Annotated in this window: 23 protein-coding genes and 1 pseudogene; 7 read left to right on the top strand and 17 right to left on the bottom strand. The window is 59.1% G+C overall.

The genetic code is table 11. From position 1 onward, the window contains the following. Window positions 1–101 precede the first annotated feature (101 nt). Window positions 102–1,004: a polysaccharide deacetylase family protein gene (locus ACIY1O_RS03035; RefSeq protein WP_397473597.1), complete on the top strand. Its 903-nt coding sequence runs from the start codon at window positions 102–104 to the stop codon at window positions 1,002–1,004. Between the two features lie 156 nt (window positions 1,005–1,160). On the opposite strand, the gene tcuB is transcribed toward ACIY1O_RS03035, so the two are convergent. Next, window positions 1,161–2,381 carry a tricarballylate utilization 4Fe-4S protein TcuB gene (gene tcuB / locus ACIY1O_RS03030; RefSeq protein ID WP_397473596.1) on the bottom strand — a complete coding sequence of 407 codons (1,221 nt, stop codon included), beginning with the start codon at window positions 2,379–2,381 and terminating at the stop codon, window positions 1,161–1,163. Beyond that, entirely contained in the window at window positions 2,368–3,804 is a 1,437-nt protein-coding gene (tcuA, locus tag ACIY1O_RS03025) for an FAD-dependent tricarballylate dehydrogenase TcuA (protein ID WP_397473595.1), read from the bottom strand. The genes tcuB and tcuA overlap by 14 nt, the downstream gene beginning before the upstream one ends. Before the next feature lie 229 nt (window positions 3,805–4,033). On the opposite strand from tcuA, the gene ACIY1O_RS03020 reads away from it, so the two are divergent. Continuing rightward, window positions 4,034–4,708, top strand: coding sequence for a GntR family transcriptional regulator (locus ACIY1O_RS03020; protein WP_397473594.1), 675 nt, complete (start codon window positions 4,034–4,036; stop codon window positions 4,706–4,708). 181 nt (window positions 4,709–4,889) lie between these two features. Next, entirely contained in the window at window positions 4,890–5,906 is a 1,017-nt protein-coding gene (locus ACIY1O_RS03015) for a 2,5-dihydroxypyridine 5,6-dioxygenase NicX family protein (protein WP_397473593.1), read from the top strand. A gap of 73 nt (window positions 5,907–5,979) precedes the next feature. On the opposite strand, the gene ACIY1O_RS03010 is transcribed toward ACIY1O_RS03015, so the two are convergent. The 9 genes and pseudogenes from ACIY1O_RS03010 to thiD form a co-directional block, all read right to left on the bottom strand. Further along, the gene (locus ACIY1O_RS03010) at window positions 5,980–6,948 is read right to left on the bottom strand and encodes an AraC-like ligand-binding domain-containing protein (RefSeq protein ID WP_397473592.1); all 969 of its coding nucleotides are present in this window, start codon (window positions 6,946–6,948) and stop codon (window positions 5,980–5,982) included. Window positions 6,949–7,046: 98 nt separating this feature from the next. Next, window positions 7,047–7,391: pseudogene (locus tag ACIY1O_RS03005) on the bottom strand ((2Fe-2S) ferredoxin domain-containing protein); the annotation flags it as partial. Between the two features lie 24 nt (window positions 7,392–7,415). Beyond that, on the bottom strand, window positions 7,416–8,621 hold the full coding sequence (locus ACIY1O_RS03000) for an NADH-ubiquinone oxidoreductase-F iron-sulfur binding region domain-containing protein (RefSeq protein WP_397473591.1): 1,206 nt from the start codon (window positions 8,619–8,621) through the stop codon (window positions 7,416–7,418). A 41-nt stretch (window positions 8,622–8,662) separates the two neighbouring features. Next, window positions 8,663–9,103, bottom strand: a complete 441-nt coding sequence (locus tag ACIY1O_RS02995; protein WP_397473590.1) for an ester cyclase — start codon at window positions 9,101–9,103, stop codon at window positions 8,663–8,665. A 48-nt stretch (window positions 9,104–9,151) separates the two neighbouring features. Beyond that, a complete protein-coding gene (locus tag ACIY1O_RS02990) occupies window positions 9,152–9,544 on the bottom strand; it encodes a hypothetical protein (protein WP_397473589.1) in 393 nt (130 codons plus the stop codon). A gap of 28 nt (window positions 9,545–9,572) precedes the next feature. Beyond that, window positions 9,573–10,826 carry an aromatic ring-hydroxylating oxygenase subunit alpha gene (locus ACIY1O_RS02985; protein ID WP_397473588.1) on the bottom strand — a complete coding sequence of 418 codons (1,254 nt, stop codon included), beginning with the start codon at window positions 10,824–10,826 and terminating at the stop codon, window positions 9,573–9,575. Window positions 10,827–10,968: 142 nt separating this feature from the next. Further along, a complete protein-coding gene (gene hemL / locus ACIY1O_RS02980) occupies window positions 10,969–12,246 on the bottom strand; it encodes a glutamate-1-semialdehyde 2,1-aminomutase (protein ID WP_397473587.1) in 1,278 nt (425 codons plus the stop codon). Between the two features lie 224 nt (window positions 12,247–12,470). Next, complete coding sequence (thiE, locus tag ACIY1O_RS02975) at window positions 12,471–13,139, bottom strand: thiamine phosphate synthase (protein ID WP_397473586.1); 669 nt, start codon at window positions 13,137–13,139, stop codon at window positions 12,471–12,473. Next, a complete protein-coding gene (gene thiD, locus ACIY1O_RS02970) occupies window positions 13,132–13,947 on the bottom strand; it encodes a bifunctional hydroxymethylpyrimidine kinase/phosphomethylpyrimidine kinase (protein WP_397473585.1) in 816 nt (271 codons plus the stop codon). The genes thiE and thiD overlap by 8 nt, the downstream gene beginning before the upstream one ends. Window positions 13,948–14,113: 166 nt before the next feature. On the opposite strand from thiD, the gene ACIY1O_RS02965 reads away from it, so the two are divergent. The 4 genes from ACIY1O_RS02965 (at window position 14,114) to ACIY1O_RS02950 (ending at window position 16,173) form a co-directional block, all read left to right on the top strand. Next, a complete protein-coding gene (locus ACIY1O_RS02965; protein ID WP_026068197.1) occupies window positions 14,114–14,278 on the top strand; it encodes a rubredoxin in 165 nt (54 codons plus the stop codon). A 41-nt stretch (window positions 14,279–14,319) separates the two neighbouring features. Continuing rightward, the gene (locus tag ACIY1O_RS02960) at window positions 14,320–14,910 is read left to right on the top strand and encodes a YqgE/AlgH family protein (RefSeq protein WP_397473584.1); all 591 of its coding nucleotides are present in this window, start codon (window positions 14,320–14,322) and stop codon (window positions 14,908–14,910) included. After that, the gene (gene ruvX, locus ACIY1O_RS02955; RefSeq protein ID WP_397473583.1) at window positions 14,903–15,301 is read left to right on the top strand and encodes a Holliday junction resolvase RuvX; all 399 of its coding nucleotides are present in this window, start codon (window positions 14,903–14,905) and stop codon (window positions 15,299–15,301) included. Before ACIY1O_RS02960 ends, ruvX begins: the two co-directional genes overlap by 8 nt. Window positions 15,302–15,381: 80 nt before the next feature. Then, window positions 15,382–16,173, top strand: coding sequence for a lysophospholipid acyltransferase family protein (locus tag ACIY1O_RS02950; RefSeq protein WP_397473582.1), 792 nt, complete (start codon window positions 15,382–15,384; stop codon window positions 16,171–16,173). Window positions 16,174–16,193: 20 nt separating this feature from the next. Here ACIY1O_RS02950 and ACIY1O_RS02945 read toward each other — a convergent pair whose 3' ends face one another. The 6 genes from ACIY1O_RS02945 to ACIY1O_RS02920 form a co-directional block, all read right to left on the bottom strand. Continuing rightward, a complete protein-coding gene (locus ACIY1O_RS02945) occupies window positions 16,194–17,033 on the bottom strand; it encodes a symmetrical bis(5'-nucleosyl)-tetraphosphatase (RefSeq protein WP_397473581.1) in 840 nt (279 codons plus the stop codon). Next, on the bottom strand, window positions 17,030–18,208 hold the full coding sequence (lptG, locus tag ACIY1O_RS02940) for an LPS export ABC transporter permease LptG (RefSeq protein WP_397473580.1): 1,179 nt from the start codon (window positions 18,206–18,208) through the stop codon (window positions 17,030–17,032). The genes ACIY1O_RS02945 and lptG overlap by 4 nt, the downstream gene beginning before the upstream one ends. A gap of 118 nt (window positions 18,209–18,326) precedes the next feature. Then, window positions 18,327–19,046 carry a monofunctional biosynthetic peptidoglycan transglycosylase gene (mtgA, locus tag ACIY1O_RS02935; RefSeq protein ID WP_397473579.1) on the bottom strand — a complete coding sequence of 240 codons (720 nt, stop codon included), beginning with the start codon at window positions 19,044–19,046 and terminating at the stop codon, window positions 18,327–18,329. Window positions 19,047–19,050: 4 nt separating this feature from the next. Next, window positions 19,051–19,905: a shikimate dehydrogenase gene (gene aroE / locus ACIY1O_RS02930; protein WP_397473578.1), complete on the bottom strand. Its 855-nt coding sequence runs from the start codon at window positions 19,903–19,905 to the stop codon at window positions 19,051–19,053. Beyond that, on the bottom strand, window positions 19,902–20,801 hold the full coding sequence (locus ACIY1O_RS02925) for an energy transducer TonB (protein WP_397473577.1): 900 nt from the start codon (window positions 20,799–20,801) through the stop codon (window positions 19,902–19,904). Before ACIY1O_RS02925 ends, aroE begins: the two co-directional genes overlap by 4 nt. Window positions 20,802–20,807: 6 nt before the next feature. After that, window positions 20,808–22,694, bottom strand: a complete 1,887-nt coding sequence (locus ACIY1O_RS02920; RefSeq protein WP_397473576.1) for a ribonuclease catalytic domain-containing protein — start codon at window positions 22,692–22,694, stop codon at window positions 20,808–20,810. Window positions 22,695–22,797 lie beyond the last annotated feature (103 nt).

Genomic DNA, 22,797 nt, shown 5'->3' with positions numbered 1-22,797 from the left:
ATATTGGAACTATAACCGATTTTGGTACAATATGAAAGTGCCGGAACTTGGTTCGGTGTTGTTTCGCGCCAGGCGGGCGCTCTATTTAGAAAAGGACGAGTATGCTGCTTCCACACCACAATCGGTACCCATACAGCCGGATTTGCGATCGCCCGGATTATGAGTGGCCCGGCGGCAAGCGCCTGGCTTTTTTCGTCGGCCTGAATATCGAGCATTTTGCCTTTGGCGCAGGACTCACTCACTCGCTTTCCGCACCGCTGCCGGCCCCTGATCAGCGCGCCTTTGCCTGGACCGACTATGGCAATCGCATTGGCGTGTGGCGTGTGTTCGATCTGCTCGATAAGCTGGGCCTGCCTGCATCCCACAATATCAATACGACTCTGTTCGAGTATGCGCCGCAAATCGTGGCTCGCATCAAGGAGCGCGGCGATGAAGTCATTGCGCACGGTCGAACCAACGCAGAGCGACACAGCGGAATGTGGGAACGCGATGAGGCCCGGTTCATCGAAGAGGTTCGGGACGAGATCGAGAAGCACTGGGGGCAGCGGCCCAAGGGCTGGATGGCGCCATGGATGTCGGTCACCAATGTAACGCCCGATCTCTTGCAAGAGGCGGGCTTTAAATATGTCATGGATTGGCCGGCGGATGATCAGCCGATATGGATGAAGACACGCGCTGGGCGGATCATGTCTGTGCCGTATCCGTTCGAGCTGAACGATTCGCCCCAGATGTTGGTGCGGCATCAAAGCCCTGATGAATTCACGCGTGCCATTATTGATCAGTTTGACGAAATGCTCGAACAGAGCGAGCAGCAGCCCTTGGTGTGCAGCCTGGCGTTGCATGCCATGGTGGTTGGGCAACCGTACCGGTTGCGGGCTCTGCGCCGAGCGCTGGAATACATCGTGAACCATCCTCAACGCGACAAGGTGTGGTTCACCAAGCCCGGCGACATTTACGACCATTGCGCCGCATTGCCGTCAGGCGTTATGTCAGACCCCTCATAGAGTTTGCACGTCGCCAGATTCAGCTCGCACTGGGCGTCGGGTTGAATGCGGCTTGAGCTTGCCCCAATAAAAATGCCGTCCATAAGATTCTGGACGGCATTTTGTATTACTGACGGGCGGCCCTTGACTTTGACGGATGGCCCGCTACGGTTGGAGTTAATCTCCGCCGAGTTTCAGATTAAGCGGCTGACGTTTTTCAATCGACCACTTCAACAGCGCCGCGGTACGGTATATGCCGTGCGCGAACTTGCCGTAGGGCATGGTCAGGAACAGGGCCATGACGAACCCCAGGTGCACGGCCAGAAGCAGCGCCATGTAAGAGGTGTCGCGCAAGCCCAGCAATAGCAGGCCGGTCAGGCTGATCAGGAACAACAGCACGATGAACCCCCTATCCATGGGTTTTTGCGCTGCATCGCCATGCAAAGGGTGGCGTTTGATATTCATCCACAATAATCCGGCGGGGCCGATGAGAAGCCCGATACCGCCAACTGTGCCCAGGATGACCGGCAAACTCAGCAAGGGATAGGGCGCTTCCAGCCCGAGAAAGTAATGGTATAGCGTTGCGACGCTGGTGGCCGCAAAGCACAACATGAAACCATAGAACGTGAAGTGATGGAATCGCCGGCGCCACAAGGTAAAGGCGTCGTCTTCATTATTGCAGCCCTTGCCGTGGCCGCCGTCCAAGTACCGTAGACGCAGCACGTCGCTGGCAGTTTCGGTGATAGCCGGGGCATTAACGGCTCCGGGCGTGATTTGACGCCAGAACTTGGTGACGCCCGCCGCCAGGGCCAGTACGGCGAAGCCGAAGACGACGCCGAACATGACGACCAGCAGATTATGAGGAAAGATCGCGTAGAAATCGCCGGCCAGCGGCTCGTGCAGCAGCGTGCCTGTCATGGCCAGCGCCAATAGAAGGAACAGGATCAAGCCGCCCGCGGTAGCCAAAGCCACGGTCAGGCCGTTGCGCTTGTACAGCGCGCCCAGCGCGGACGGCCAGGCGTAATCGGAATAGGTCTGGGCACGTACTTTGGCCATGGCTTGCGGCACGTTAACCGCAAATTCGTGAGGTGGTGCGTATTGACAGGCATGCAAGCAGTCGCCGCAGTTGTGGCATAGGTTGGACAGATAATTAATATCGGCCTTGCCGAACTCCAGCCGGCGCGTCATGGCCGGGAAGACCGCGCAGAAGCCTTCACAGTAGCGGCAGGCATTGCATATCGTCAAAATCCGATCAACTTCCTGTTCGTCGGCGCCAAGCAAGTTCGACGGCGAAACGTGCCCATTGCATGCGGCGTCTTTATGCGTTGCGGTGTGCTTGTTGACCGGCGCGGTGGAATGCGATTCTGCTTCGCGGATTAAAGTGTCAAGCGGCGTCACGCTGACCTCCTACATTGTTGCGATGTTGATTTTTTGCGGCAGCGGCGGCGCGGTCGCCGGCAATGAGTCCAAAGGTGGTGCCTATGCCGAGTCCTACCCCGGCCGTATAGCCTTTGCCCAGCACGTTTCCAGCCATCATTTCGCCGGCGACAAACAGGTTGTCGCTGGGCTGGCCATTGAAATGTACTGCGGCGTCTGCATTTACCTTCAGCCCGAGATATGTGAAGGTGATGCCGGGCCGCAAGGGGTAGGCGTAGAACGGTCGATCTGTGATCGGCCTAGCCCAGTTCGTTTTTGGAACTTCCAAGCCTTTGGTATGGCAGTCATCCAGCACGGTATGGTCGAATTTTCCGTTGGTGCAGGCGGCGTTGTATTCTGTCAAAGTGCGCATGAATTGCGTTTGATCCAGCCCCAATTTGTCGGCAAGCTCGGGCAGGGTGTTCGCCTGGGTGCCAGGAAATACCGGAGGCATGAAACTGCCCACGGCTTTGCTGTCGATGATCGAGTATGCGATCTGGCCAGGCTGTTGTGCCACGAGACGGCCCCAAATCGCATACCGCTTGGGCCAGAAGTCTTCGCCCTCATCATAGAAGCGCTTGGCGTCTCGGTTTACGACAATGCCTAGCGAAACGCAATCGATTCGGGTGCAGATGCCGCCGTCATACAAGGGCGAGCGAGCGTCGACGGCGACGCAATGCGATTGCGACGGGTCGCCGATTGAGTCTGCACCGGCATCCAGCATGTAGCGCAGCAGCACGCCCCGGTTGTACCGTGTTCCCCGTATCAGGAAATTGTCAGCCGGCCATTCGCCGTTCTCATTTTGACCCCAGGCCTCGCGCAACCACTCACGGTTGGATTCGAACCCTCCGGCCGCCAATACGCAGCTTCCAGCCGTGATGCGTTCTGCTCCGATATGCGCCGCGACGAACCTGCCGTTGTCGAGCTCGATTGAATCCACCGGCGCGTTGTAGCGAACGATTACGCCCAGGGCCTCGGCGCTACGATAATAAGCATTCACAAGCGCCTTGCCGCCGCCCATAAAGAAAGCGTTCGTGCGTGCGACATGCAGCGCACCCGAGAGCGGTTTCTGGAAATTGACCCCATGCTTGCGCATCCAATCGCGGCAGGTAGCGGTGGTGCGTATGACTAAGCGCGCGAGGGCTTCGTCTGTTATGCCGCCTGTCACTTTCAACAGGTCTTGCCAGTATTCTTCTTCAGGATAGGCGTCGATCAAGACATCTTGGGGTTCGTCGTGCATACAGCGCACGTTGCGGGTGTGGATGGAGTTGCCACCGCGCCATTCACGAGGTGCGGCTTCCAGCATCAAGACACTCGCGCCGGCTTCCGCGGCAGAAATTGCAGCACACAAGGCGGCATTGCCGCCACCGATAACTAAAACGTCATACTTCACCGGGTCTTTCACGTTGCCTCCGCTTCTGATCAATACCTGGCACGGCTCGCTGAGAATCCAGGCGAAACGCAAAAGGCGACGCCTGACGCCGTGGTGTTTATACTCGAGTCCAATTACATACAACAGTATACCGTAGTATTTTAGCGTGTGGCTTTGTACGTTTATCGATTACACTACTTGAAGTGGTTTTTCGTGTTTTGTATGTGGAAGCTCAGTGCAAATTGGTGGAAAGCGCAGCGTCATGAATCCTGTCTCTGAAGAAACCCAACTGCGTCGCGGCATATCGCGTAGCGCCCATGCCTATCAGTATCTGGTCGAAGCCATCCAGTCGGGGCGCTTCGTGTCCGGTACGCGCTTGCGAGAGATTGAGCTTGCTGAAGTGATGGGGCTGAGCCGCACGCCCGTGCGCGAGGCGCTGGGCCGGCTGCAATCCGAAGGGCTGGCGGTAAACGACCCCGAGCGCGGCCTTATCGTCACAGAGCTCGACCATTCGATGATGAGCGAACTCTATGCCATGCGAGAAGTGTTGGAGGGCACCGCTGCCCGTCTGGCTGCGCGGCACGCGTCCGACGTGGAAATCGAATTTCTCAGGGAAGTCATATTGCGTGACGGCCAATTGACAAGCACCGAAGAACTGGCGGCCAACAATCGTCTATTTCATGGCACCTTGTATCGATGTGCGCATAACAGGTATCTGGTCAAGACTCTCAGTTCCCTGCAAGAGTCGATGATTCTGCTGGGCCGCACCACGCTGGCCACTCAAGGAAGGGCCGAAGCATCACGACGTGAACATGAAGCCATTGTCGACGCGTTGTCCAGAAGAGATCCTGAAGCAGCCGAGCAGGCCGCGCGCGCTCACATCGTAGCTGCGTATCGTATCCGCCTCGAAGGGCTGCTTGAAGCAGATCAAAAGTAAGCCATCAGAAGCCTTGCACCTTGCGATTCCCGGCCCGGGCAACCGCTCTTGCCGACAGGCTTAGTCGCCCGTTCTTATTTGAGTAATATTTCCAAAACTGGTACATTTCTCGATAGCCACGCTGCGTGAGGTGTCGCGGTGTTATCCAGCCTCGAGAACGAGGCAGTCAAGGAGCGAGCTTATGTCAGGAAATTCTATGTTGCGTGCGGAAATCATGGGTGCCGCGCGCAATTTTTTGGTTGATTTTTTGGCTTTTGAGGCCGATAAAGATCTGCTGATCACGACCGACACTGCCCGTGCAGTGGGGGTTGTGGAGGCCTTGCAGGCCGTCGCCATCGAAGTGGGTGCGCGGTTTACGACGGTCACCATTCCTCAGTTGCCTTATCAGGGCAAACTGGCCGATCCATACCTGCCCCGGGCGCTTGTGGCTGCGATAAAGGAGTGCGATCTGTGGGTCGACCTGACATACCCTTACATCGCCGGTGCGGATGCTCACGTTGAAGCCATGAAAACCGAAGGCCTGCGATATATGCTGAGCAGCGACATGAGCGCTGAAGCGATGATCCGCATGTTCGGCGACGGTGTTCTTGATGCTTTATACCCACCGCAGTCAGAACTGGAAACGCTCATCGCCAACTCTGTGGGCAAGACGATGCGCATGACCACCCCTTCAGGCACCGATGTAACGTTCGCCTTGGCCGAATCGCTCGACATGAGCCCCCGTCGCGCCACCCGGTCGGGGCTGCATTTTTTGCCGGGGTCCTGCCTCATCGCGCCGGAAATCGAAAGCGTCCGTGGAAAAATCGTGTTGGAATCGTGTTTCCATGAGTACTACACCGAACTTAGGGAACCTATTGAACTGGAAGTGGACGGCAGAATCCAAAGCGTGCGGGGGGGCGGTACAGAACGCGCCACCATGGAGCGTGCCTTGTTGCGCGCCGGCGGCGGCCAGTATGGTTACATCATTCATTTCGCCCATGGCATGCACCCGCAGGCCCGTTTCACCGGCGAGTGTTTTGTAGAAGATATCCGGGTGGTTGGAAGCAACGCCATCGGCATGGGGCTGCCTTTCTGGGTGCCCGAGGGCGGCGAAAACCATCCTGACGGCGTTGCGACCATGCAATCGGTATGGCTGGATGGGCGTCAGATCATCCAGGACGGCCAGATACTCGATTTGCCGGTGGTTGCCAAGGACTAAGCCGCAGGCAGGTGAAGTAGACGGGGGCCGCGAAAGCGGCCCTGTTTTTGTTTATGAAGCGGTATCGGCCGTTTTACGCTTGCAGGCCGGCCTGCGGTTTGCGGGCGGCGTTAAGGACGTCGCTGGGAAGCCGCCTGTACCGGCGTTTGAAAGCCCGGGTCAGTTGCGACTGATCGGTAAAGCCCGCCGCGTAAGCCACCTGCGCCACGGTGGTGAATTTGCCGGCCTGCTGCAAGGCCTCGTTCGCGTATTGCAGGCGCTGGTTGCGGATCCATGACGATACCGATTCGTCTGTATCTTGAAAAAGAGTGTGTAGATAGCGCACAGAAATTCCACAGCCCTGGGCTATCGAACCCGGGGAGAGATCGGGGTCGGTAAGATGAGTGCGCACATAAGACTCAATACGCAATAGATGCGCATCTTTTACGGCCGTCGACTGCGACTGCAGGGCATCGGGATGATTCTGCAGGCCGATTGCCAACAGGTCGATAAGGTGCGCGCCCATTTGCGGATAGGCCTCGACGGCATTGGTTTGACAGGCGTATAGAACTAGCTTGAGATAGTCGGAGAACAGGCGCGCAACCCCTTCTTGCATATTGAAGTTGCGGGCGATGAACCGCCTTGGGTTGCTCATGCGCAGACGCACGGCTTCGGCGGGCATTTTCAGCACCCACATATTGCTGCCGTCGTCGTATGCATGGTCGTAGGCTTCTTCGCTAAGCTCGAGCACGCTTTGGCCCGCTACACAGTTGGCGGTTCGCCCCAATTGGCTGAAGGTGACGTTGCCCGAGACAGGCAAGGTGAGGAGGATATGGCGATCTTCGCCGTCGCAGTCTTTGCGCAGACGTTGGCTTTTCACGGCGTCGGAACTGATTCTTAGAAGCTCGCTTGTGGTGAAGTTCCATCGGTCGATCTGCCCACGGAAACCGGCTTTTTTGTGGGCGGAGAGCCTGAGTTTGAAAAGTGCGTCGCAGACTGCATCTTGCCAATAGTCGAAGCGCTGGTTTTCGGGCACGTCGTCGGTTGAATAGCGCCGGTGCATGGTAAAACACATCCAAAATCAAAGATTTATCAATGTTTATACTGCGTCATGCTCCATGTCCTGTCTACTGAGGGTTAACCCCATTCAAGGTGCGCGCTTCAGTCGTCGGGTGTGATCAGGCCGGCGTCGATCAGTCCCAGAATCATCGCCTCGAGTGAAGGTTCGTTTTTCTCGATCAATTTCGCGGGCGGCGCCTGCCCCTCCAGTACGGCGCGAACGGCAGCGGTGTCGTCGGGTGAGACTGCGGAAAGCCAGCATCGCCTATCGGGAATGATGACGTTGGGGCCGCTGTTGCACGCCGAGAAGCACAGGTAGTTATGAATCTGCACTGCCTGATCTTCGGGCCGCGAAAATTCTGCCTGAAGGGCACGCATCACTTTTTCCGACCCCCGATTCTTGCAATCGATGTTGTTGCAGACGTAAATCTCCATAAAGCTTGTTGTCTCCGTATTAAATCGTGGGGTTGTTCAGGATGTGGGGTCGCCGCCAAGCACTTGCGGAAAGCGTTGCAGCAGGCTCTGAACGGGCGGCACCGGCATATTGATCAATCCGCACAGGCCCTTGTCTGCATTGACTTGGGCGATGCGCGCAATTTGGTCGATAAGCTGCGGGCTCGCCTTGCCTGCCGCCACTTGCTTTGCGATGGTGGTCATCATGCGGGTCTGCATGGTGCAGGGCGGGCATTGCCCACATGACGCCGTGGCGAAAAAATCGGCCAGTTCTTGTACCGCGGCGATTAAATCGCCTGCGTTGCTGTATGCCCGGATGGCGGCGCAGCCTAATGACGAGCCTCGGGCTTTCAGTGCGTCGGCATCAAAGGCGCAGTCTAGTTCACCTGCCGGGAGGTAGGCCGACGATGGCCCTCCGGGCTGTATGGCCAGCAAGTGTTCTCCGCTGCGCAGTCCGCCCCCGTACTTGTCGACAAGCTTGTTCAGCGAGATGCCCAGAGGCACCAGTTGCACTCCATCGTGTATGAACTCGGGACCGAATGTACATAGAGTGGGGCCCAGGCCCGAGCAGCCCAGTTCGCGATAAGCTTGCGCACCGGCCAGCACGATGTACGGCACATGAGCCGCTGTCTCGGCGTTGTGCACCAGCGTGGGTGCGCCGTCCAGTCCGCGCTCGACCGGAAAAGGCGGGCGCCCCGTGGGCATGGGTTCCATTCCTTGCAGGGCCTGGATGAGCGCGGTTTCCTCTCCCGCTACATAGACGTCGGAAATGGGGTGAACCCGCAGCACAGGCGGTTGCTCATGTGCCTTGCCGATGCCTTCCACGGCTTTCGTCATGGCGCCCAGGGCATCCCGGCTTGTTTCGTTGATGCCGAAGTGCACATGCGTCGCGCCGACGGCCAGGGCCATGCACAGCGCCCCTTCGACCACGGCGTCGGCGTGATGGGTTTGCAGCCAGTCGTCTTTGAAAGACCCCGGCTCGTGTTCGGCGCCGTTGATGATCAAGTGCTTGATTGGGGCTTGACGCGAGCGCAGCATCCGCATTTTCTTGTGGGCGGGAAACCTGGCCCCGCCCTTGCCGTCAAGCCGGGCCTCTTGTATTTGCTCGAGCAGGCTATCGGCGCCCATGGCTTGTGCGTGCGCATAAGCTGGAGCGCTTTTGTCATGCAGTCCGCAACGAGCGGCAAGCTCCAGCAGCAAGGATTTATCGAAGATATTGTGCATGCGGGCAGCGATGGTGGCGAACCGCAGCCCGCCGCCTCCGGTTACATTAATGTGGGCGTGTCGGCGCTCATGTCAAGGGCGGGCTTGTAGCCCAGCTGTTTCGAAAGCGTTGCGGTGTCGCTGTAGAACTTGCACAGCTTGATCTTTCCATTCACCACTTCGGCATACATGCCCTCGAAGACATCGCAGCGTTTGCCCGTGATGTCATTCCCCATGAACACTCCGGTTCCGTTGGCTGTGGTGCGCAGTGCGGCAAACGCCTTGTTGCCTTCTTCGATAAGACTGCTTATCTCGAAGTGGATGTCCGGCATCGCGGCGAAGATGTACTCGTACAGCTTGACCACGTCTGCGTTGCTGTCCAGCGGGATGGGTGATGCGACGTCCAGCGTGATGCAGTCATCAGCAAAATACGACATCATTTTTTCAATGTCGTGGTCATTATGGGCATCGATGAATGCCTTCACTGTCTCTTTCGGGCTCATTCAGTTCTCCTTTTTCAGCTGAATGGTTTATAAAATTTGGCGCCAGGCTTAGCCGGCGGGAAACAGCTGGGCTTTTGGTTTTTGTTGCCACGCGGACGTTTCGTGTTCGGGCTTCCATACATGCCATGCCAGTCCGTCGGGCACCGTGGTGCTGCCGTGCACCTCAATCGCAAGCGACGCTTCGGCCAAACCCAGCATGAGCGTGTACAGGTTCATGGTTTCGGCGTCTGGTTCTGCGTGGCCTTGACTCGTTTTTTCGTCTACTTCATGAAAATGCTCGATGGCCGCCGCCGCCTTGGGCTGCGCGGCGTCATAGAAGGCCTTGATCGCCTCCATCGTGGATTCTTCGCGTTTTTGCAGGCGCTGGAATTCGGTGGGCTGGGCCCAATCCATAAAGGGTTCCAGGTCGGCAAAGGCAGGAGGAAGTTTCTGGCTTGTCATTGTCGTCTCGCGGTAATCGGGTCAGGAATCAGGCTTGATCGTGAACCATGTCGTTAAGCACTTTTTCGGCATGCCGGATAAGAAGCTCCTGATCTTGCAGGTACATCAGCTTGAACACGCCCGAATCAATGGATTTTTGTGCTCCCAGGGCCGTGTTGCCGTCTTCTCGCCATAGGTCACGCAGGCGGTATTTTTTATATTCGACCGCCCAACGGGCGGCCAGGCCCGCGGTGTCCACAGGCGGCGCAAAGAAGCGCCCATTCCAGCTGGACTTGTTGTGGGCTTCGCCAGGCATCATTTTGTGCACGATATAGGCGCAAGGGCCTAGAAACACAAAGTGCAGATTGGGGAAGATGTACAAAATGTCGAAAAACCAGTTAGCGGTGCGGGTGGGGTTGACACCCTTCGACCATTGTTCAAGCGGTACGTTTTCCACCGGGCCGCTGGTTCTCAGGGCGGTCTGGTTCGCTAGCGTTGCAATGGCGGCGGTTTCGGGAAGCTCGGCTGTGATCTGGGCCAGGTTTCCGTAGAAACTGCCAGAGTTATGCTTGCCCAGCAACTTGAAATCCCAGGCATGACGCGATGGCGCTTCTTCGCTTTCCATGAAGCCCGGCGCCGAACGCCGGTGCAGGTATTTAAGGTGATACCCCTCTAGCTGCGAGTCGCGCATGACCGGCCAACTGGTGTCAAGATGCGCGTTATATGAGAGCCGCACCGTGGTCTGTTCGAACGGGTAGTCTTCGTACAGGCTGATCAGTTCCGGGCCCAGATACTCGGCAAGTGTTTCTTCGGGTTGCGGGTCAAGGTTGAAGAAAATAAATCCTTTCCATTCGTCAACGGCAACGGGGATCAGATCGGCTTCCATTTTGTCCGTGTCGAAGAACATGTCTTTCTCGGTCACGAGTATGTTCTTGCCGTCCAGTCCGTACGACCATCCATGGTAAATACAGGTAAAGCGGCCCCGTACATTCCCGTAGTCCTGGTTTACAACCCGGGTGCCTCGGTGTTTGCACACGTTATGAAAGCCGCGGATGACGCCATCCAGCCCGCGGACAATAATGATGGAGTCATTGGTGATGTCGACTGTCTCGACAAAATAGTCGCCCGGCTTGGGAATTTCGTCGACGCGCTTGGCGGTCGCCATCCACACCTTCTTGAAGACTTTTTCACGCATTTGCGCGAAGTATTCCGGCGAACTATATGATTCGATGGTAACTGGGCCGGTCCCAAGTTCCGGGTGGTTCAGTGTCCAGCGGATGTCCTTCAGGTCGCTTAGTTTCATGGGTGCTCCAATATTCGACAGTACCGTGTTTGGTGGTACTGAAGAATATTAGAGGCGCAGGACGCACCCTTCTAGGCGGTGCGTGCACTGATGCTTGCGCCTCAGCGCACCTTTTGACGGCTTTGTGCGTCCTCGGGCCCGCCTACAACGAGGCAAACACCTCTTCGGCCGTATCGAGGGTCGCCTTGATGACGCCATCATCATGAGTCGATGAAACGAAGCCGGCCTCGAATGCCGAGGGCGCGAAGTACACCCCGCGTATCAGCATCCCGTGGAAGAACTTCTTGAATCGCTCCACGTCCGAAGCCGAGACCTCTTCGAAAGTCGTGGGGACGCCTTCACGGAAGTAAAGACCGAACATCCCGCCGACCTGGTCCGCGCAGAACGGAACTTTTGCGGCGGCTGCCCGCTCGGCCAGGCCTTGGGCCAGCTTGGTGGTCTGGGCGGCGAGCCTGTCGTAGAAGCCTTCTTCGGATAGCAGCCGCAGCGTGGCGAGCCCTGCGGCAACCGCGACGGGGTTGCCGGACAGTGTGCCGGCCTGATATACAGGCCCCAGCGGCGCGATGTGTTCCATGATGTCGGCCCGGCCTCCAAAGGCCCCCACCGGCATGCCGCCCCCTATCACCTTGGCAAGCGTCGTAATGTCGGGCGTGACCCCGGTAATGCCCTGCACCCCTTGTGGCCCCGCACGGAAACCGGTCATTACTTCATCGAATATCAAGAGGGCCCCGTATTGCGTGCACAGCTCGCGCAGCCCTTCCAGGAAGCCGGGAACCGGCTTGACCAAGTTCATGTTGCCTGCAATGGGCTCAATAATGATGCAGGCGATCTCATCGCCGAATTGCTTGAACGCCGCTTCGACAGCGTCCAGGCGGTTGAAGTCCAGCACCAGCGTATGCTGGATGAACTCGGCAGGCACGCCTGCCGAAGTAGGGTTGCCGAAGGTAAGCATCCCCGAACCCGCCTTGACGAGCAGGCTGTCCGCATGACCGTGGTAGCAGCCTTCGAACTTGATGATTTTGGATCGGCCGGTAAAGCCCCGTGCCAGGCGTATTGCCGACATGGTCGCCTCGGTGCCGGAACTGACAAGCCTTACTTTTTCGATGGAGGGAATACGAGCGACCAGGCCTTCGGCCATTTCGATCTCGCCCTCTGTGGGTGCGCCGAACGACAGTCCGTCGACTGCGGCTTCCTGGACCACACGCACGATTTCGGGATGGGCATGGCCCAGAATGGCTGGGCCCCATGAGCCCACATAATCGATATAACGCTTGTCCTCGGCGTCCCAGACGTAAGGGCCTTGCGCCCGCTTGATGAAGCGGGGAGAGCCGCCCACCGAGCGGAATGCGCGCACGGGCGAGTTGACGCCGCCGGGGATGGTCTGGCAAGCGCGTTCGAACAAAGAAGCGTTACGGGGCATGATGGAAAATCCGGATCAAAAGTGAAGTGTGTGCCTGGCGGTCGGCTGTGTGGCCGCCCGCGATGCCGGCGACGAGGAAGCCATAAGCATACCAAGCCGGCACCATGGGTTGTGGAATCGGCGTGAGTCAGATAAACGCGCGTCGCAGGAGGGTGGCGTTCATGGAATGCCGATGGTTCGGGTGCGCTGTTTCGAGCCGGGCCGAGCGCCCGTGACACATGGCATCAGCGCAGGTTGAACATGGCGGCGCAACGCGCGGCCTCGGCCTCGATGTCGGGGGCGTCGAACAAGCCGCTGATCAGGGCGATGCTGTCTGCACCTGCGCTAATGACCGGCCCCGCGTTATCCGCCGTGATGCCGCCGATGGCAACGACAGCGGCACGGTTGGTTTCCTCGGCCTCGTGCAGGGCGATAAGCTGCCGTCCTTCACGGATGTGGTCCAGCGTGGCGCGCACGGCGTCGGGCTTTACCTGCGATGGATAAATAGAGCCGAAAGCGATGTAGTCGACATCGTGGCGCAACGCTTCCGCGGCCATCTCGGGCTGGTTGTAGCACGATGTGCCCAGGATGCGGCCCGCGCCCAGCGCCTTGCGGGCCTGATGCAAAGGGCCGTCGTCGCGCCCCAGGTGTACGCCATCGGCATCCAGGCGCAAGGCGGTTTCAACACTGTCGTTGACAATGAAAACGACACCCAATGTGCGGCAATGTTCGCGCAAGGCGACGGCCTGGGTCCAGCGGGACTTCTCGTCGCCCGTTTTGCGGCGCCACTGCAGCGCCTTCATGCCCCCGCGCGCGGCCTGTTCAACTGCGGTAATCAGGCGCTCGGTGTCGGGCCAGTCGGGGGTGATGCCGTATAGGCCGCGCGGAAATCGCGTCGAACGGGTGTCAGTCATGGCGGAACTCGTGCAGGGAGCGGTCGATAATGCGGTAGCCCATGCCGGGCTGGAATGTGGTCGCAGTAAGCGCGGCGGCCTTCTTTAGCGCAACGTTGATAGCCTGGGGCATGGGCACGCCCCGCGCCAGTTCAAGGGTGGCGGCGCAGACAAGCGGACCGTCGCCGTCACTTAGCCGGCTGGCCGGAGGCTGCCAAAGCCAATTGAAGGTGGCCTGTTCGGGCCCGTGTAGAAGATGGGCATGTTGTCCCGGCCGTAATTTGGCGCCTGTGGTGAGCACCCACTGTGCGCCGAACTGGCGCAGCAACGACGCCGGCGTGCTGTTTTCCGCATGAGGCAGGATGCCGTCCGCCTGCCAGTGCGCCAGTAATTGATGATCGGCCACCACCAGGTCGGTCTGAGGCAGCAGCAGCTCGAACGTCGCGGCAAGAACGTCGTCGGGGTCGCTGTCTTCGAGCGCGTGGGTCTCAAGCGGTACTCCAAGCTGCAACACCAGCGGCAACTGATTGTAGTCGGCGGCGATCTGCGCAAGTACCCGCACCGCGTCAGTGGTGTACAGTGGCCCGGCCTTGATGGCTCGCACGTTCATGTCTTCAAGAAGACATCGAGCCTGGTCGTCAATGAACTCGGGTGTCATGGCGCATATGTCTTCGATATTGGCCGTGTCCTGCACATGTACGGCAGTGACGACGCTTAGCGCATGACCCCCCAGGCCGGCGCAAGTGATCGCGTCTGCAGGAAGATTGCCCGACCCGCTGGGGTCGAACGGGCCGAAGAAGAGAATTAATGGGGGAGCGGGGTGTTGCACGTATCTAAAACACGAATTCTGGGAGGATTGTTCGGAAACCTTGGCTTGGATCAAAGAGAAAGGCTATTGCGTTTAGTACTATTGTCCCCATTCTAATAGAAGCGTCGAGAGTCCGGACCAGAAATTCGCCGTTCTTGCGCTTTCCCATTTTTTGAGAGTAACGGATATGCGTACGTGGATGTGCTTGATATGTGGTTGGATTTACGATGAAGAGGCTGGTGTACCCGAAGAAGGCATCGCCCCCGGCACTCGCTGGGAAGATGTGCCTCCCAACTGGGTTTGTCCCGAATGCGGCGCCCGCAAGGAAGACTTCGAGCTCGTGGAGGTGTAAGCTTATTCAAACGGCGATTGCCGCAGACAGGAGGGTATTTCATGTCAGCCAGCAAAGATTCAGTTTCCGCACCAATCGTCGACCTCTCCAGACAGCTTCTGCTTGCCATGCCCGGCATGGTAAGCGGCAATCTGGCCAACACCGTCATTTACGTCTGTGAGCACACCAGCCAGGGCGCGTTGGGTTTGGTGGTCAACCGTCCCACCGACCTTACCGTGGGCAGCTTGTTACAGCGTATCGACCTCGACCTCTCGCTTGAGATCGGCCCTGTACAAGATACTCCGGTATTTTTTGGTGGTCCGGTGCAGACCGACCGTGGTTTCGTGCTTCATGCGCCGGTCGGCGATTACAGTTCCAGCATCCCCCTGGGGGAACTGGCCCTTACCACCTCGCGTGATGTGCTCCAAGAGGTCGCCGATGGACGCGGCCCCGAGTTCATGCTCGTCACGCTGGGCTATGCGGGTTGGGGTGCGGGCCAGCTCGAAAGCGAGATGGCCCAAAACGCCTGGCTCAACGTCACGGCATCCAACGATATTCTCTTCAGCGTCCCCCCCGAAGAACGCTATGAGGCCGCCCTTGGCGTCCTGGGCATCAGCTCGGCCATGCTGGCGGGCGATGCCGGCCATGCCTGAGGAAACCCTGCTGGCCTTTGATTACGGCCTCAAAAAGATTGGTGTCGCCCTGGGCAACACACTGACCCGGCAGGCGCGGCCCTTGCGCATTCTCACTCCGGTTACGCGCAAGCAGCGATTCGAGGCAATTGCCGAATTGTTCGATGAATGGCAGCCTGATCGTGTCGTGGTCGGGCTGCCTCTGATGCCCGACGGCGGCGAACAGTATCATTCCCTGCGATGTCGCCGCTTCGCCAACCAGCTTCATGGGCGGTTCGGGGTCGCCACCGAGCTGGTTGATGAGCGCGGCACCAGCGTAGAAGCCCAACTGGCGCTGGGCAGCAATGAAGACGACGACGCCATGGCGGCAGCCATCATTCTGCAGCGCTACCTTGATGCGCTGCCGGCCTGAAGCGCCGTGCAAAAGGGCATATCATTACGTCCTGGCAATGTCCAACACCATTTCCTAGCATGTCGTATGAGAGTCCCATTTTGAGTTTTCTGCTTGTCTTGCTGAGGCTGCCCCTTATCCTGGTGTGGCTGGTATCGAGTCTGTTATCAGTGTGCACCATTTACCCCATCGTTACGCCCACGGCTCGCGGCCACATGAACAAAGCTTGGTCGCGCGCGCTGGTATGGCTATGCGGAGTCAGAATCGACATCTTAGGACAGCCTCGCATGAAAGGCGCCGAGCTTTGGGTATCCAATCATGTCTCGTGGATAGACATCTTCATTCTCGCCGGCGTGCGCAGTGTCTTTTTCGTCGCCAAAAGCGAGATACGAAGCTGGCCCGTCGTGGGGTGGCTGGTCGCCAAGGTCGGTACAGTCTTCCTGCAACGAGGGCAAAGGCAGTCCATACGCAAGGTGGGAGAAGAAATGCAGCAGCGCTTTGGCCGGGGCGAAGTCATAGGCCTATTTGCCGAGGGCACGACTTCCACAGGTTTTGATGTGCTGCCCTTTCATGGAAGCCTGTTTGACCCGGCAATACGTGCGGGTGTCGATATACAGCCGGTGGCTCTACGCTTCATGCATCACGGCCGCCGTAGCGACTTCGCGGCTTTCGTGGGCGAAGAAACGCTGGTGGCCAATCTGTGGACATTGTTGCGCGCGACAGGGGTTTCCGTTGAAGTGGAATTCCTGCCCGTGATCAGCCCGCAGCAATGCCAGGAGTGGGGCCGAAACCAAGTTGCCCGCCATGCCGAGCAACTGATCGGCCAAGCGGTACGGTTGGCGCCTGCATGCCTGGTTGACGCCCCCGAATCCCGCGAGCGGGAATCGGCCTGATGTCTGAAAGCCGGGATTGATCAATCGCCCGCCAGGTGCGCGGCGCAATCAATCTGGACGACTTTACGGTCTGCAAGCCGTACTGCCGTCAATTGGCGTCCCCACACGCAGCCCGTGTCCAGACATATGACGTCAGGCCTAAGCAGCAGGCCCAGGGCCGACCAATGGCCGAACACGACGGTGGCTTCGCCCAGGGTGCGGCGGTCTGGCGCGTCGTACCAGGGCAGAAGCCCCGCAATCTGGTCGGAACGGGTCGGCGCCAACTTGTGGCGGAATTCCATGCGGCCCTGTGCGTCGCACATGCGTATCCGGGTGAGGGCATTAATGACGATGCGCTGGCGCTCATCGTCGGTCAGGTCGTTTCGCCATAGCGAAGGCTCGTTGCCGTACATGGTCTGGAGCCGCTGGACCCAGTCGGGGGCACGCAAATTCTTTTGTACTTCGGCGGCAAGCGCCAGGGTGTCGGCGACGCTCCATTGCGGCAAAACGCCCGCATGAACAAGCAAGTGCTGGTGTTCGTAGTGTGCCAACGGCCGGTGGCGGAGCCAATCGAGCAGTTCGCCCGCGTCGGGCGCCGCCAGTATTTCGTCGTAGGTGTCCGATTTTCCTGGTTTGCGCAACCCTGCCGCGATTCCCAGTAAATGTAAATCGTGGTTGCCCAATACCGTTACGGCACTGTCGCCCATGGCGATAACCTTGCGCAAGGTTCCCAATGAGTCGGGTCCGCGGTTGATCAGGTCGCCGGCAAACCAAAAGCGCGGTTGTTCCGAGGCTGCGATTTCAGGGTGTTCGAGAAGGGCGTCGAGCGAGCGGCAACAGCCTTGCAAGTCGCCCACCATCCAGATGTCGCGTGGGGTCATGTGTGAGCCGTGCTCCATGGCCAGCGAGCCAGCGCGAACCGTCGCACGTTATGTTGATTTTCCATGAGGATCAGACTGCCGAATGCAAGGAGCAGCGCTGCCAGGTTCGGCACCAAGGCGGTGACCCACGGTTGCCATCGACCCAGCATTCCCACGTTCAAAGCCAGCTGGTTGACCATGAAGAAGCCAACGCCCAGCAAGATGCCGATAAACACCTTGCCGCCGACGCCGCCGCGCCGGGTCTGCATGAAGCCGATCGGCGCAGCGATGGTAATCATCACCAGCAAGGTGAATGGATAGGCGATCTTGCGCCACAGCGCCACGATCTGTCGTTCGGTTTGCAGACTGTTGTTCTTGAGATAGTCGATATAGTCCAACAGCACCGAGATGGACATCCGTTCGGGGGTAAGAATACGTGCGATCAGGCGTTCGGATGTCAACGTGGTGGGCAGCTCACGCTTTTGGACATGCTGCATGCGGGTAAGAGGCGTGGAGGGCGCCTGTGCATCGGCCAGCGCCATCAGGGCATTGTCGTCTATATGGGTCTCGCTGACGTCGGTCAGCACCAGTTGTCCGTCATCGAAGTAGCCTTCCGCGGCTCGGGAAAGCGTCGCCAGTTCCTGGTCCTTGCGGAACTCGTAAACCGTGACGCCGCTGACGCCCCCGTTGGCCTTGAGCTCGGCGATGTTGATGATGCGATTGCCCCCCGAGGAGCCTTCTTCCTTGAACCAATAGCCGCTGTTCAGCCGGCCTCCGCCGGCGCGCCCCAGTAGTGAGAGGCTGGCTTCGCTGTTCTTGATTTCGGCTGCCGGCGTCACCACCTCGGAAAGAACGAAGGCCCCGATCATCCAGGGCACGGTGATGATCCAGAGCATGGCCAGCAACTTGATGCCGCTAACCCCCGATACACGCAATATGACCAGTTCATTGCGTTGCGCCAAGCTGGCCAGCGCCAGGATGGCGCCGATCAGCAGCCCGATTGGCAGCAGTTCGTACAGGCGGGTGGGAAGCTGCAGGGCCTGCAGGTAGAAAAGGTTCAGCAAGGTGAACTTGGAGCCGACGTTGTCGAGCTCTTCGATCAGTGCGAAAAAGGTGAACAAGCCCACCAGCGCCAACAGCACGACGGCGCAAGAGCGATAGATTTCGCGGGCGAGATAACGACGGGCGGTACGCATGGCGGTTATTGAAGGATGATGAAAAAGCGCACCCGCCCAGAGGCGGATACAGAGAAGCTTAACAAATAGACGGGGGCTCTAGTCACGAAAAATTGGCCGTCGATGCAAAGGATGTGGTTCAGGGTAGCTGGATCAGGCCCATGCGCGCCCGGATGGTGGCGGCGCGCGAGCGCAAATACGAGGTGGCGCCCCGTTCATCGTAATAGGCGGGGTTGGGCAGCATGGCCGCCAGCCTGGCCGCCTGGGCGCTGCTCAGTTGGTTGGCGGTGCCGCGATAGTAATGCGCCGCGGCGGCCTCGGCCCCAAAAACGTCTACACCCCACTGCGCCAGGTTCAGGTAAAGCTCCAGGATACGTTCTTTGCTCATGACGGATTCGATCATATAGGTCAGCATCAACTCTTGTCCTTTGCGCCAATACGAACGCGAGCTGGACAGGAACAGGTTTTTGGCAAGCTGCTGTGTAATGGTCGACCCCCCGCGCATGCGGCCTCCGCCTGCTTCGGCCTGATCCCTGTTGTATTCCCATGCTTTTCGTATGGCCTGCCATTCGACGCCCGCGTGCGTGAAGAAATTGGCATCTTCGGACGCCACCACGGCGCGCTTGAGGTTGTTGCTGATGCGGTCGTAGGGCGCCCATTCATAGTGGATGACGGCATTGGGGTTTTCACGCCGCAATTCGGCACGCGTGGCTTTCATGAAGGCGCTGCTGCCGGGATCATGAAAGCAAAGCCAGACCACCATGACGAAAAGCCCAAACTGATACAGCAGGAAGGCGAACAAGGCCAGCAGCAATGCGGTCGCCGCCACCTTGAACTTGGATATACGCCTTCGCGCCATGCCGTCAGCTTCCTTTCATGCCGGCACGCAGCGCTGCCAGCACGGGTGCCGGATCGGGCCGCACGCCGTTCCAAATGAAGAAGGCTTCGGCAGCCTGTTCCACCAGCATTCCCAAGCCGTCGGCGATAAGGCCTGCGCCTCTGGCGCTGGCCTGCGCCATGAACGGCGTGGGTTGTGGGCCATACATCATGTCGTACGCCAGCGCCTCGGCAGCATAAGCAGCGCCAATCAGCTCGGGCGTCTGGCCCGCCAGACTGCTTGAGGTGGCATTGATGACAATGTCCCATTCCCCGTGAGCCCGGGTCAGTCCGCCCGCTGAAAGTCTTCCTTCATATTGCGGAAGCTGTCCGAGCGCGTGGCTCTTAAGGCTGTGTGCGCGGTCCGCGCTTCGGTTGACGATGCGAAGAGATGCGCAGCCGGCCTTCAACAAGGGGAACAGGGCGCCCTTCGCCGCGCCGCCGGCCCCGACCAGCAATACGCGCTTGTTTTCGATAGAGACGCCCTGCCGGGCAATATCGGCCAGCAGGCCCACCCCATCGGTGTTGCAGCCACGTAGTTTTCCATCTTCCATCCACAATGTGTTGACGGCGCCCGCCAGCCTTGCGCGCTCGGAAAGACCATTGCCGCATAAAGCGTAAGCCTCTTCTTTGAATGGGACGGTGACATTCAGGCCTCGGCCGCCATTTTTGAAGAAATCGCCCACGCAGTGGACGAAGCCGTCCAGCGGGCTTTCCAGCAGGCCGTATTGCAATGTGACGCCGGTCTGGCGGCCGAATTGTTCGTGAATGGCCGGCGAGCGGCTGTGCTTGACCGGGTTGCCGACTACGGCGAAATGCCGCAAGGGGGCGCTATCGTTCATGGGTTCTCGGTAGACAGACGGTTATGAGTAAAGTGCCAGGTGCGGGTGATGGCCAGCACATCGGTCTGGCTTGCCACAGCCTCGGGCAGCGGAGCAAAGGGCGCGGCCAGCTGGACAATGCGCTGGGCGGCCAGGTTCAGTACGGCGTGTTCAGAGGGTTGGTCGATTTCGATGCGAAGCAAGTCGCCGTTGCTTTTTATGTAGGCCGTCAACCGAAGTTTGCCATAGACCTTTCCGCGCGCTTCGGCCGGGTAGTGCTCGGTGCCGACTATTTCAATCTGCTGGCGCCAGGCTTCGACGTATTGGGCATAGTCGGCTTCCTGTGCAGCCGGGCCCACGAATTGTTGGCGGGGCTGGGCGTTGTAGCGTTCTATCCTTTCCTTTAGCGCGCTGATGCGGGCATTAAGCACCAGGCTTTCCTGAATCAGCGCGTCTTCGCCTGCGATGTCCGACTGTTGCAGCAGGTCTGGCCTGTCACGGGCCTCGGGCACGATCTGCATGGCTTGCAGCTGTGCGTACAGCCGCTCTTGCTCTGATTCAAGTTGGGCCTGACGCTTGCGCAAGGCTTCCAGCACCACCTGGTCGGGGGAGTCGGCCGCTGTGCGAGGCAAGGGCGAGGCTGCGACGGTGTCGCCGCCGTCCCCTCCTGCGTTGATCTGTTGCTGGGCGATAACCTGCGCCTGAGCCGGCGCTGTCTCGGTGCGTGCATTGACCAGTGTGACTTCGAGCCGGCTGTCGGAGTGAACGGGCGCCGGTACGGAAGCCTGGAAACGCAGCGCGAGCAAGGCGGCGTGAGCGCAGATGGAAATTGCCAGGGCCAGAGGCAGGTAGCCGCTACGGCCTTGCGGCCGCGAGATCAGCGTCCAGATCAGCAAAGGGCCGGTAGCGGTTTTCATGGGTGGTCAGGGGCCGGCTGTATCTATGTAGCGGCACTGCAGTTCGACAGCCAGCTCGTCGCAGCCCATGATTTCCAGTTCTACAGCCTGGCCGCGCTCGAATTCGGGCAAGGCCGGCACGCGTGTGACCAGCGGGATGGCGTCGAGGCGAACGAGATCATCGCGCAAGACCTGGCCCCGGACCTGCTTGACGCCATGCTGCTGCAACCAGCGCAGACACCAGTAGCGCTCCATATTGTTCTGGAAGTCGTTCCAGACGGAGTATTGCGAATCGAATGCGCCGATGATGGCAAACAGATCAGCCTCCTTGGGTTTGAAGGGCGCCACGAGGCGGGCGGAAACCCCGTGCTCGGCTGCCGCCAAGATTTGCCCCTGGTTGACCAGGTCGACGTAGCGGCGCAAGGGGGAAGTTGACCAGATGTATTGCGGAACCCCGATGGTTTCGTGCGGCAACGATTGCGTTGACATGCGAACGCGCCCCGCTTGCTGCGAACGGTAGATGCCCGGCACTCCGTGCTGCGCCAGTAACCCGCCCCACAAATTATTCGCCAGAATCATGTATTCGGCAACCAGGCGATCCAGCGGCGCATCGCGGCGTCGCGGCAGGATGTGCACGGTGCTGTTCGGGTCGTCGGGGGGGCCGTCAAGGCGAAAGGAATATTCGACACGAGAGTTGTTTTCCGTCTTGCCCCGAATGGCGTCGCGCTGCGCGCTCAGCGCCTTGGCCAGGCGCCACAGCGGCCGCAGCCAATGGCCGTATGGCAATTCAGCGTGCGGATCGTCCAGCGCCGCTTCCGTGACCAGGTCGTCAAGCGTGTGCACGCGCAGGTTCTCACGCACGTGCACCATTTCCACCCGGGTTTCAGACTCCAGGATTTCACCGCTGTTTAGATCGGCCTTGACATACAGGGACAGCGCCGGGCGGGGGCCGTCAGCGTTCAGCGAGAAGCGCTCAATCAGTGCATTGGGCAACATCGGTATTTTTTCGCCGGGCACGTATACCGTCGACATCCGGGCTCGAGCTATCTCGTCCAGTGCGTTGCCCCGGGTGATGGCCAGGGCCGGCGCTGCAATGTGCACGCCGACGCGTACGATGTCTTCCGAAATCGTTTGGATGGACAGCGCGTCGTCCACTTCGATGGTCGATGCATCGTCCACAGAATAGGCTTCGACGTCGGCAACAGGAAAATTCCAGTCATCCGAGGGCGGTTCAAAGGCTGGAAAACCTGTTCCCTTTGGGAAGTTTTGCGACAGGAAGCGGTGCCGGTGCAAAGCAAGCGCATGTGGCCAGGCGCCCAAGCGCAGAAGCAGCTCTTCGGGGGTGGAGCCGGTTTGTGAACAAGCAGCTTCGAACGCCTTCCATTCCAAGGTGTTCTTGTCCGGACGGGTAAGCAGGGACTTGGCCACTTGGGCGATGGCGTCCGGTAATTGGCCGGCCACCATCTGGTCGGTCCATTGTTGTTGCTGTTCGGCCTGAACACGCTTTTTCTCTATGGCGGCCAGAGCAGCCTGGAGAATGTCGGGTGGCGCAGGACGGTAACGGCCCTTGCCGCGCCGATGGAAATAAGCGGGGGCGCTGTTCAGGGCGAATATCAACGCCGCCTTTTCCACCGCGTCCGGCGCATGGCCAAAATATTCCTGGGCGAAGTCGTCGGCGTCGAGCTCTTCCTGCGGCGCGCATTCCCACAGGAAACCAATGTCCAGCGCCTGCGCCTGGGCTTCGGCCTGCTCGAATAGGGCTGCGGGTTCGGGCTGTTCAAACGAGAACAGCACATTGGCTTTTTTAATCTTGCTTCGCCTGCCTGTGGCGGCTTCCACCTGAAGCGTGGAGTCGCTTTCGGAGAAGATTCTTCCGGCCTTGAAGTTTCCGCTGTCTTCGTAGAGAACGTACATAAATCGATTGATAGGGTGGGGGGACACCGAGGTAATTGTAATAAGAAGGCGTGACGGGAACTCGAAACGCGGCGGAAAAACAGAACTACGCGGGCGGGGCTAT

Origin of the sequence: Pusillimonas sp. (assembly GCF_044464525.1) — a bacterium.
Classification (GTDB): domain Bacteria; phylum Pseudomonadota; class Gammaproteobacteria; order Burkholderiales; family Burkholderiaceae_B; genus Pusillimonas.
Note: the sequence above shows the minus strand (reverse complement) of the source record. Positions and strands in the feature narration are given on the sequence as shown.

What these genes read in the sequence shown, in the direction of transcription:
- ACIY1O_RS03035 (WP_397473597.1), top strand. Translation starts at nt 102, where the DNA reads ATGCTGCTTCCACACCACAATCGGTACCCATACAGCCGGATTTGCGAT.
- ACIY1O_RS03020 (WP_397473594.1), top strand. Translation starts at nt 4,034, where the DNA reads ATGAATCCTGTCTCTGAAGAAACCCAACTGCGTCGCGGCATATCGCGT.
- ACIY1O_RS03015 (WP_397473593.1), top strand. Translation starts at nt 4,890, where the DNA reads ATGTCAGGAAATTCTATGTTGCGTGCGGAAATCATGGGTGCCGCGCGC.
- ACIY1O_RS03010 (WP_397473592.1), bottom strand. Translation starts at nt 6,948, where the DNA reads ATGCACCGGCGCTATTCAACCGACGACGTGCCCGAAAACCAGCGCTTC.
- ACIY1O_RS03000 (WP_397473591.1), bottom strand. Translation starts at nt 8,621, where the DNA reads ATGCACAATATCTTCGATAAATCCTTGCTGCTGGAGCTTGCCGCTCGT.
- ACIY1O_RS02995 (WP_397473590.1), bottom strand. Translation starts at nt 9,103, where the DNA reads ATGAGCCCGAAAGAGACAGTGAAGGCATTCATCGATGCCCATAATGAC.
- ACIY1O_RS02990 (WP_397473589.1), bottom strand. Translation starts at nt 9,544, where the DNA reads ATGACAAGCCAGAAACTTCCTCCTGCCTTTGCCGACCTGGAACCCTTT.
- ACIY1O_RS02985 (WP_397473588.1), bottom strand. Translation starts at nt 10,826, where the DNA reads ATGAAACTAAGCGACCTGAAGGACATCCGCTGGACACTGAACCACCCG.
- hemL (WP_397473587.1), bottom strand. Translation starts at nt 12,246, where the DNA reads ATGCCCCGTAACGCTTCTTTGTTCGAACGCGCTTGCCAGACCATCCCC.
- thiE (WP_397473586.1), bottom strand. Translation starts at nt 13,139, where the DNA reads ATGACTGACACCCGTTCGACGCGATTTCCGCGCGGCCTATACGGCATC.
- ACIY1O_RS02965 (WP_026068197.1), top strand. Translation starts at nt 14,114, where the DNA reads ATGCGTACGTGGATGTGCTTGATATGTGGTTGGATTTACGATGAAGAG.
- ACIY1O_RS02960 (WP_397473584.1), top strand. Translation starts at nt 14,320, where the DNA reads ATGTCAGCCAGCAAAGATTCAGTTTCCGCACCAATCGTCGACCTCTCC.
- ruvX (WP_397473583.1), top strand. Translation starts at nt 14,903, where the DNA reads ATGCCTGAGGAAACCCTGCTGGCCTTTGATTACGGCCTCAAAAAGATT.
- ACIY1O_RS02945 (WP_397473581.1), bottom strand. Translation starts at nt 17,033, where the DNA reads ATGACCCCACGCGACATCTGGATGGTGGGCGACTTGCAAGGCTGTTGC.
- lptG (WP_397473580.1), bottom strand. Translation starts at nt 18,208, where the DNA reads ATGCGTACCGCCCGTCGTTATCTCGCCCGCGAAATCTATCGCTCTTGC.
- mtgA (WP_397473579.1), bottom strand. Translation starts at nt 19,046, where the DNA reads ATGGCGCGAAGGCGTATATCCAAGTTCAAGGTGGCGGCGACCGCATTG.
- aroE (WP_397473578.1), bottom strand. Translation starts at nt 19,905, where the DNA reads ATGAACGATAGCGCCCCCTTGCGGCATTTCGCCGTAGTCGGCAACCCG.
- ACIY1O_RS02925 (WP_397473577.1), bottom strand. Translation starts at nt 20,801, where the DNA reads ATGAAAACCGCTACCGGCCCTTTGCTGATCTGGACGCTGATCTCGCGG.
- ACIY1O_RS02920 (WP_397473576.1), bottom strand. Translation starts at nt 22,694, where the DNA reads ATGTACGTTCTCTACGAAGACAGCGGAAACTTCAAGGCCGGAAGAATC.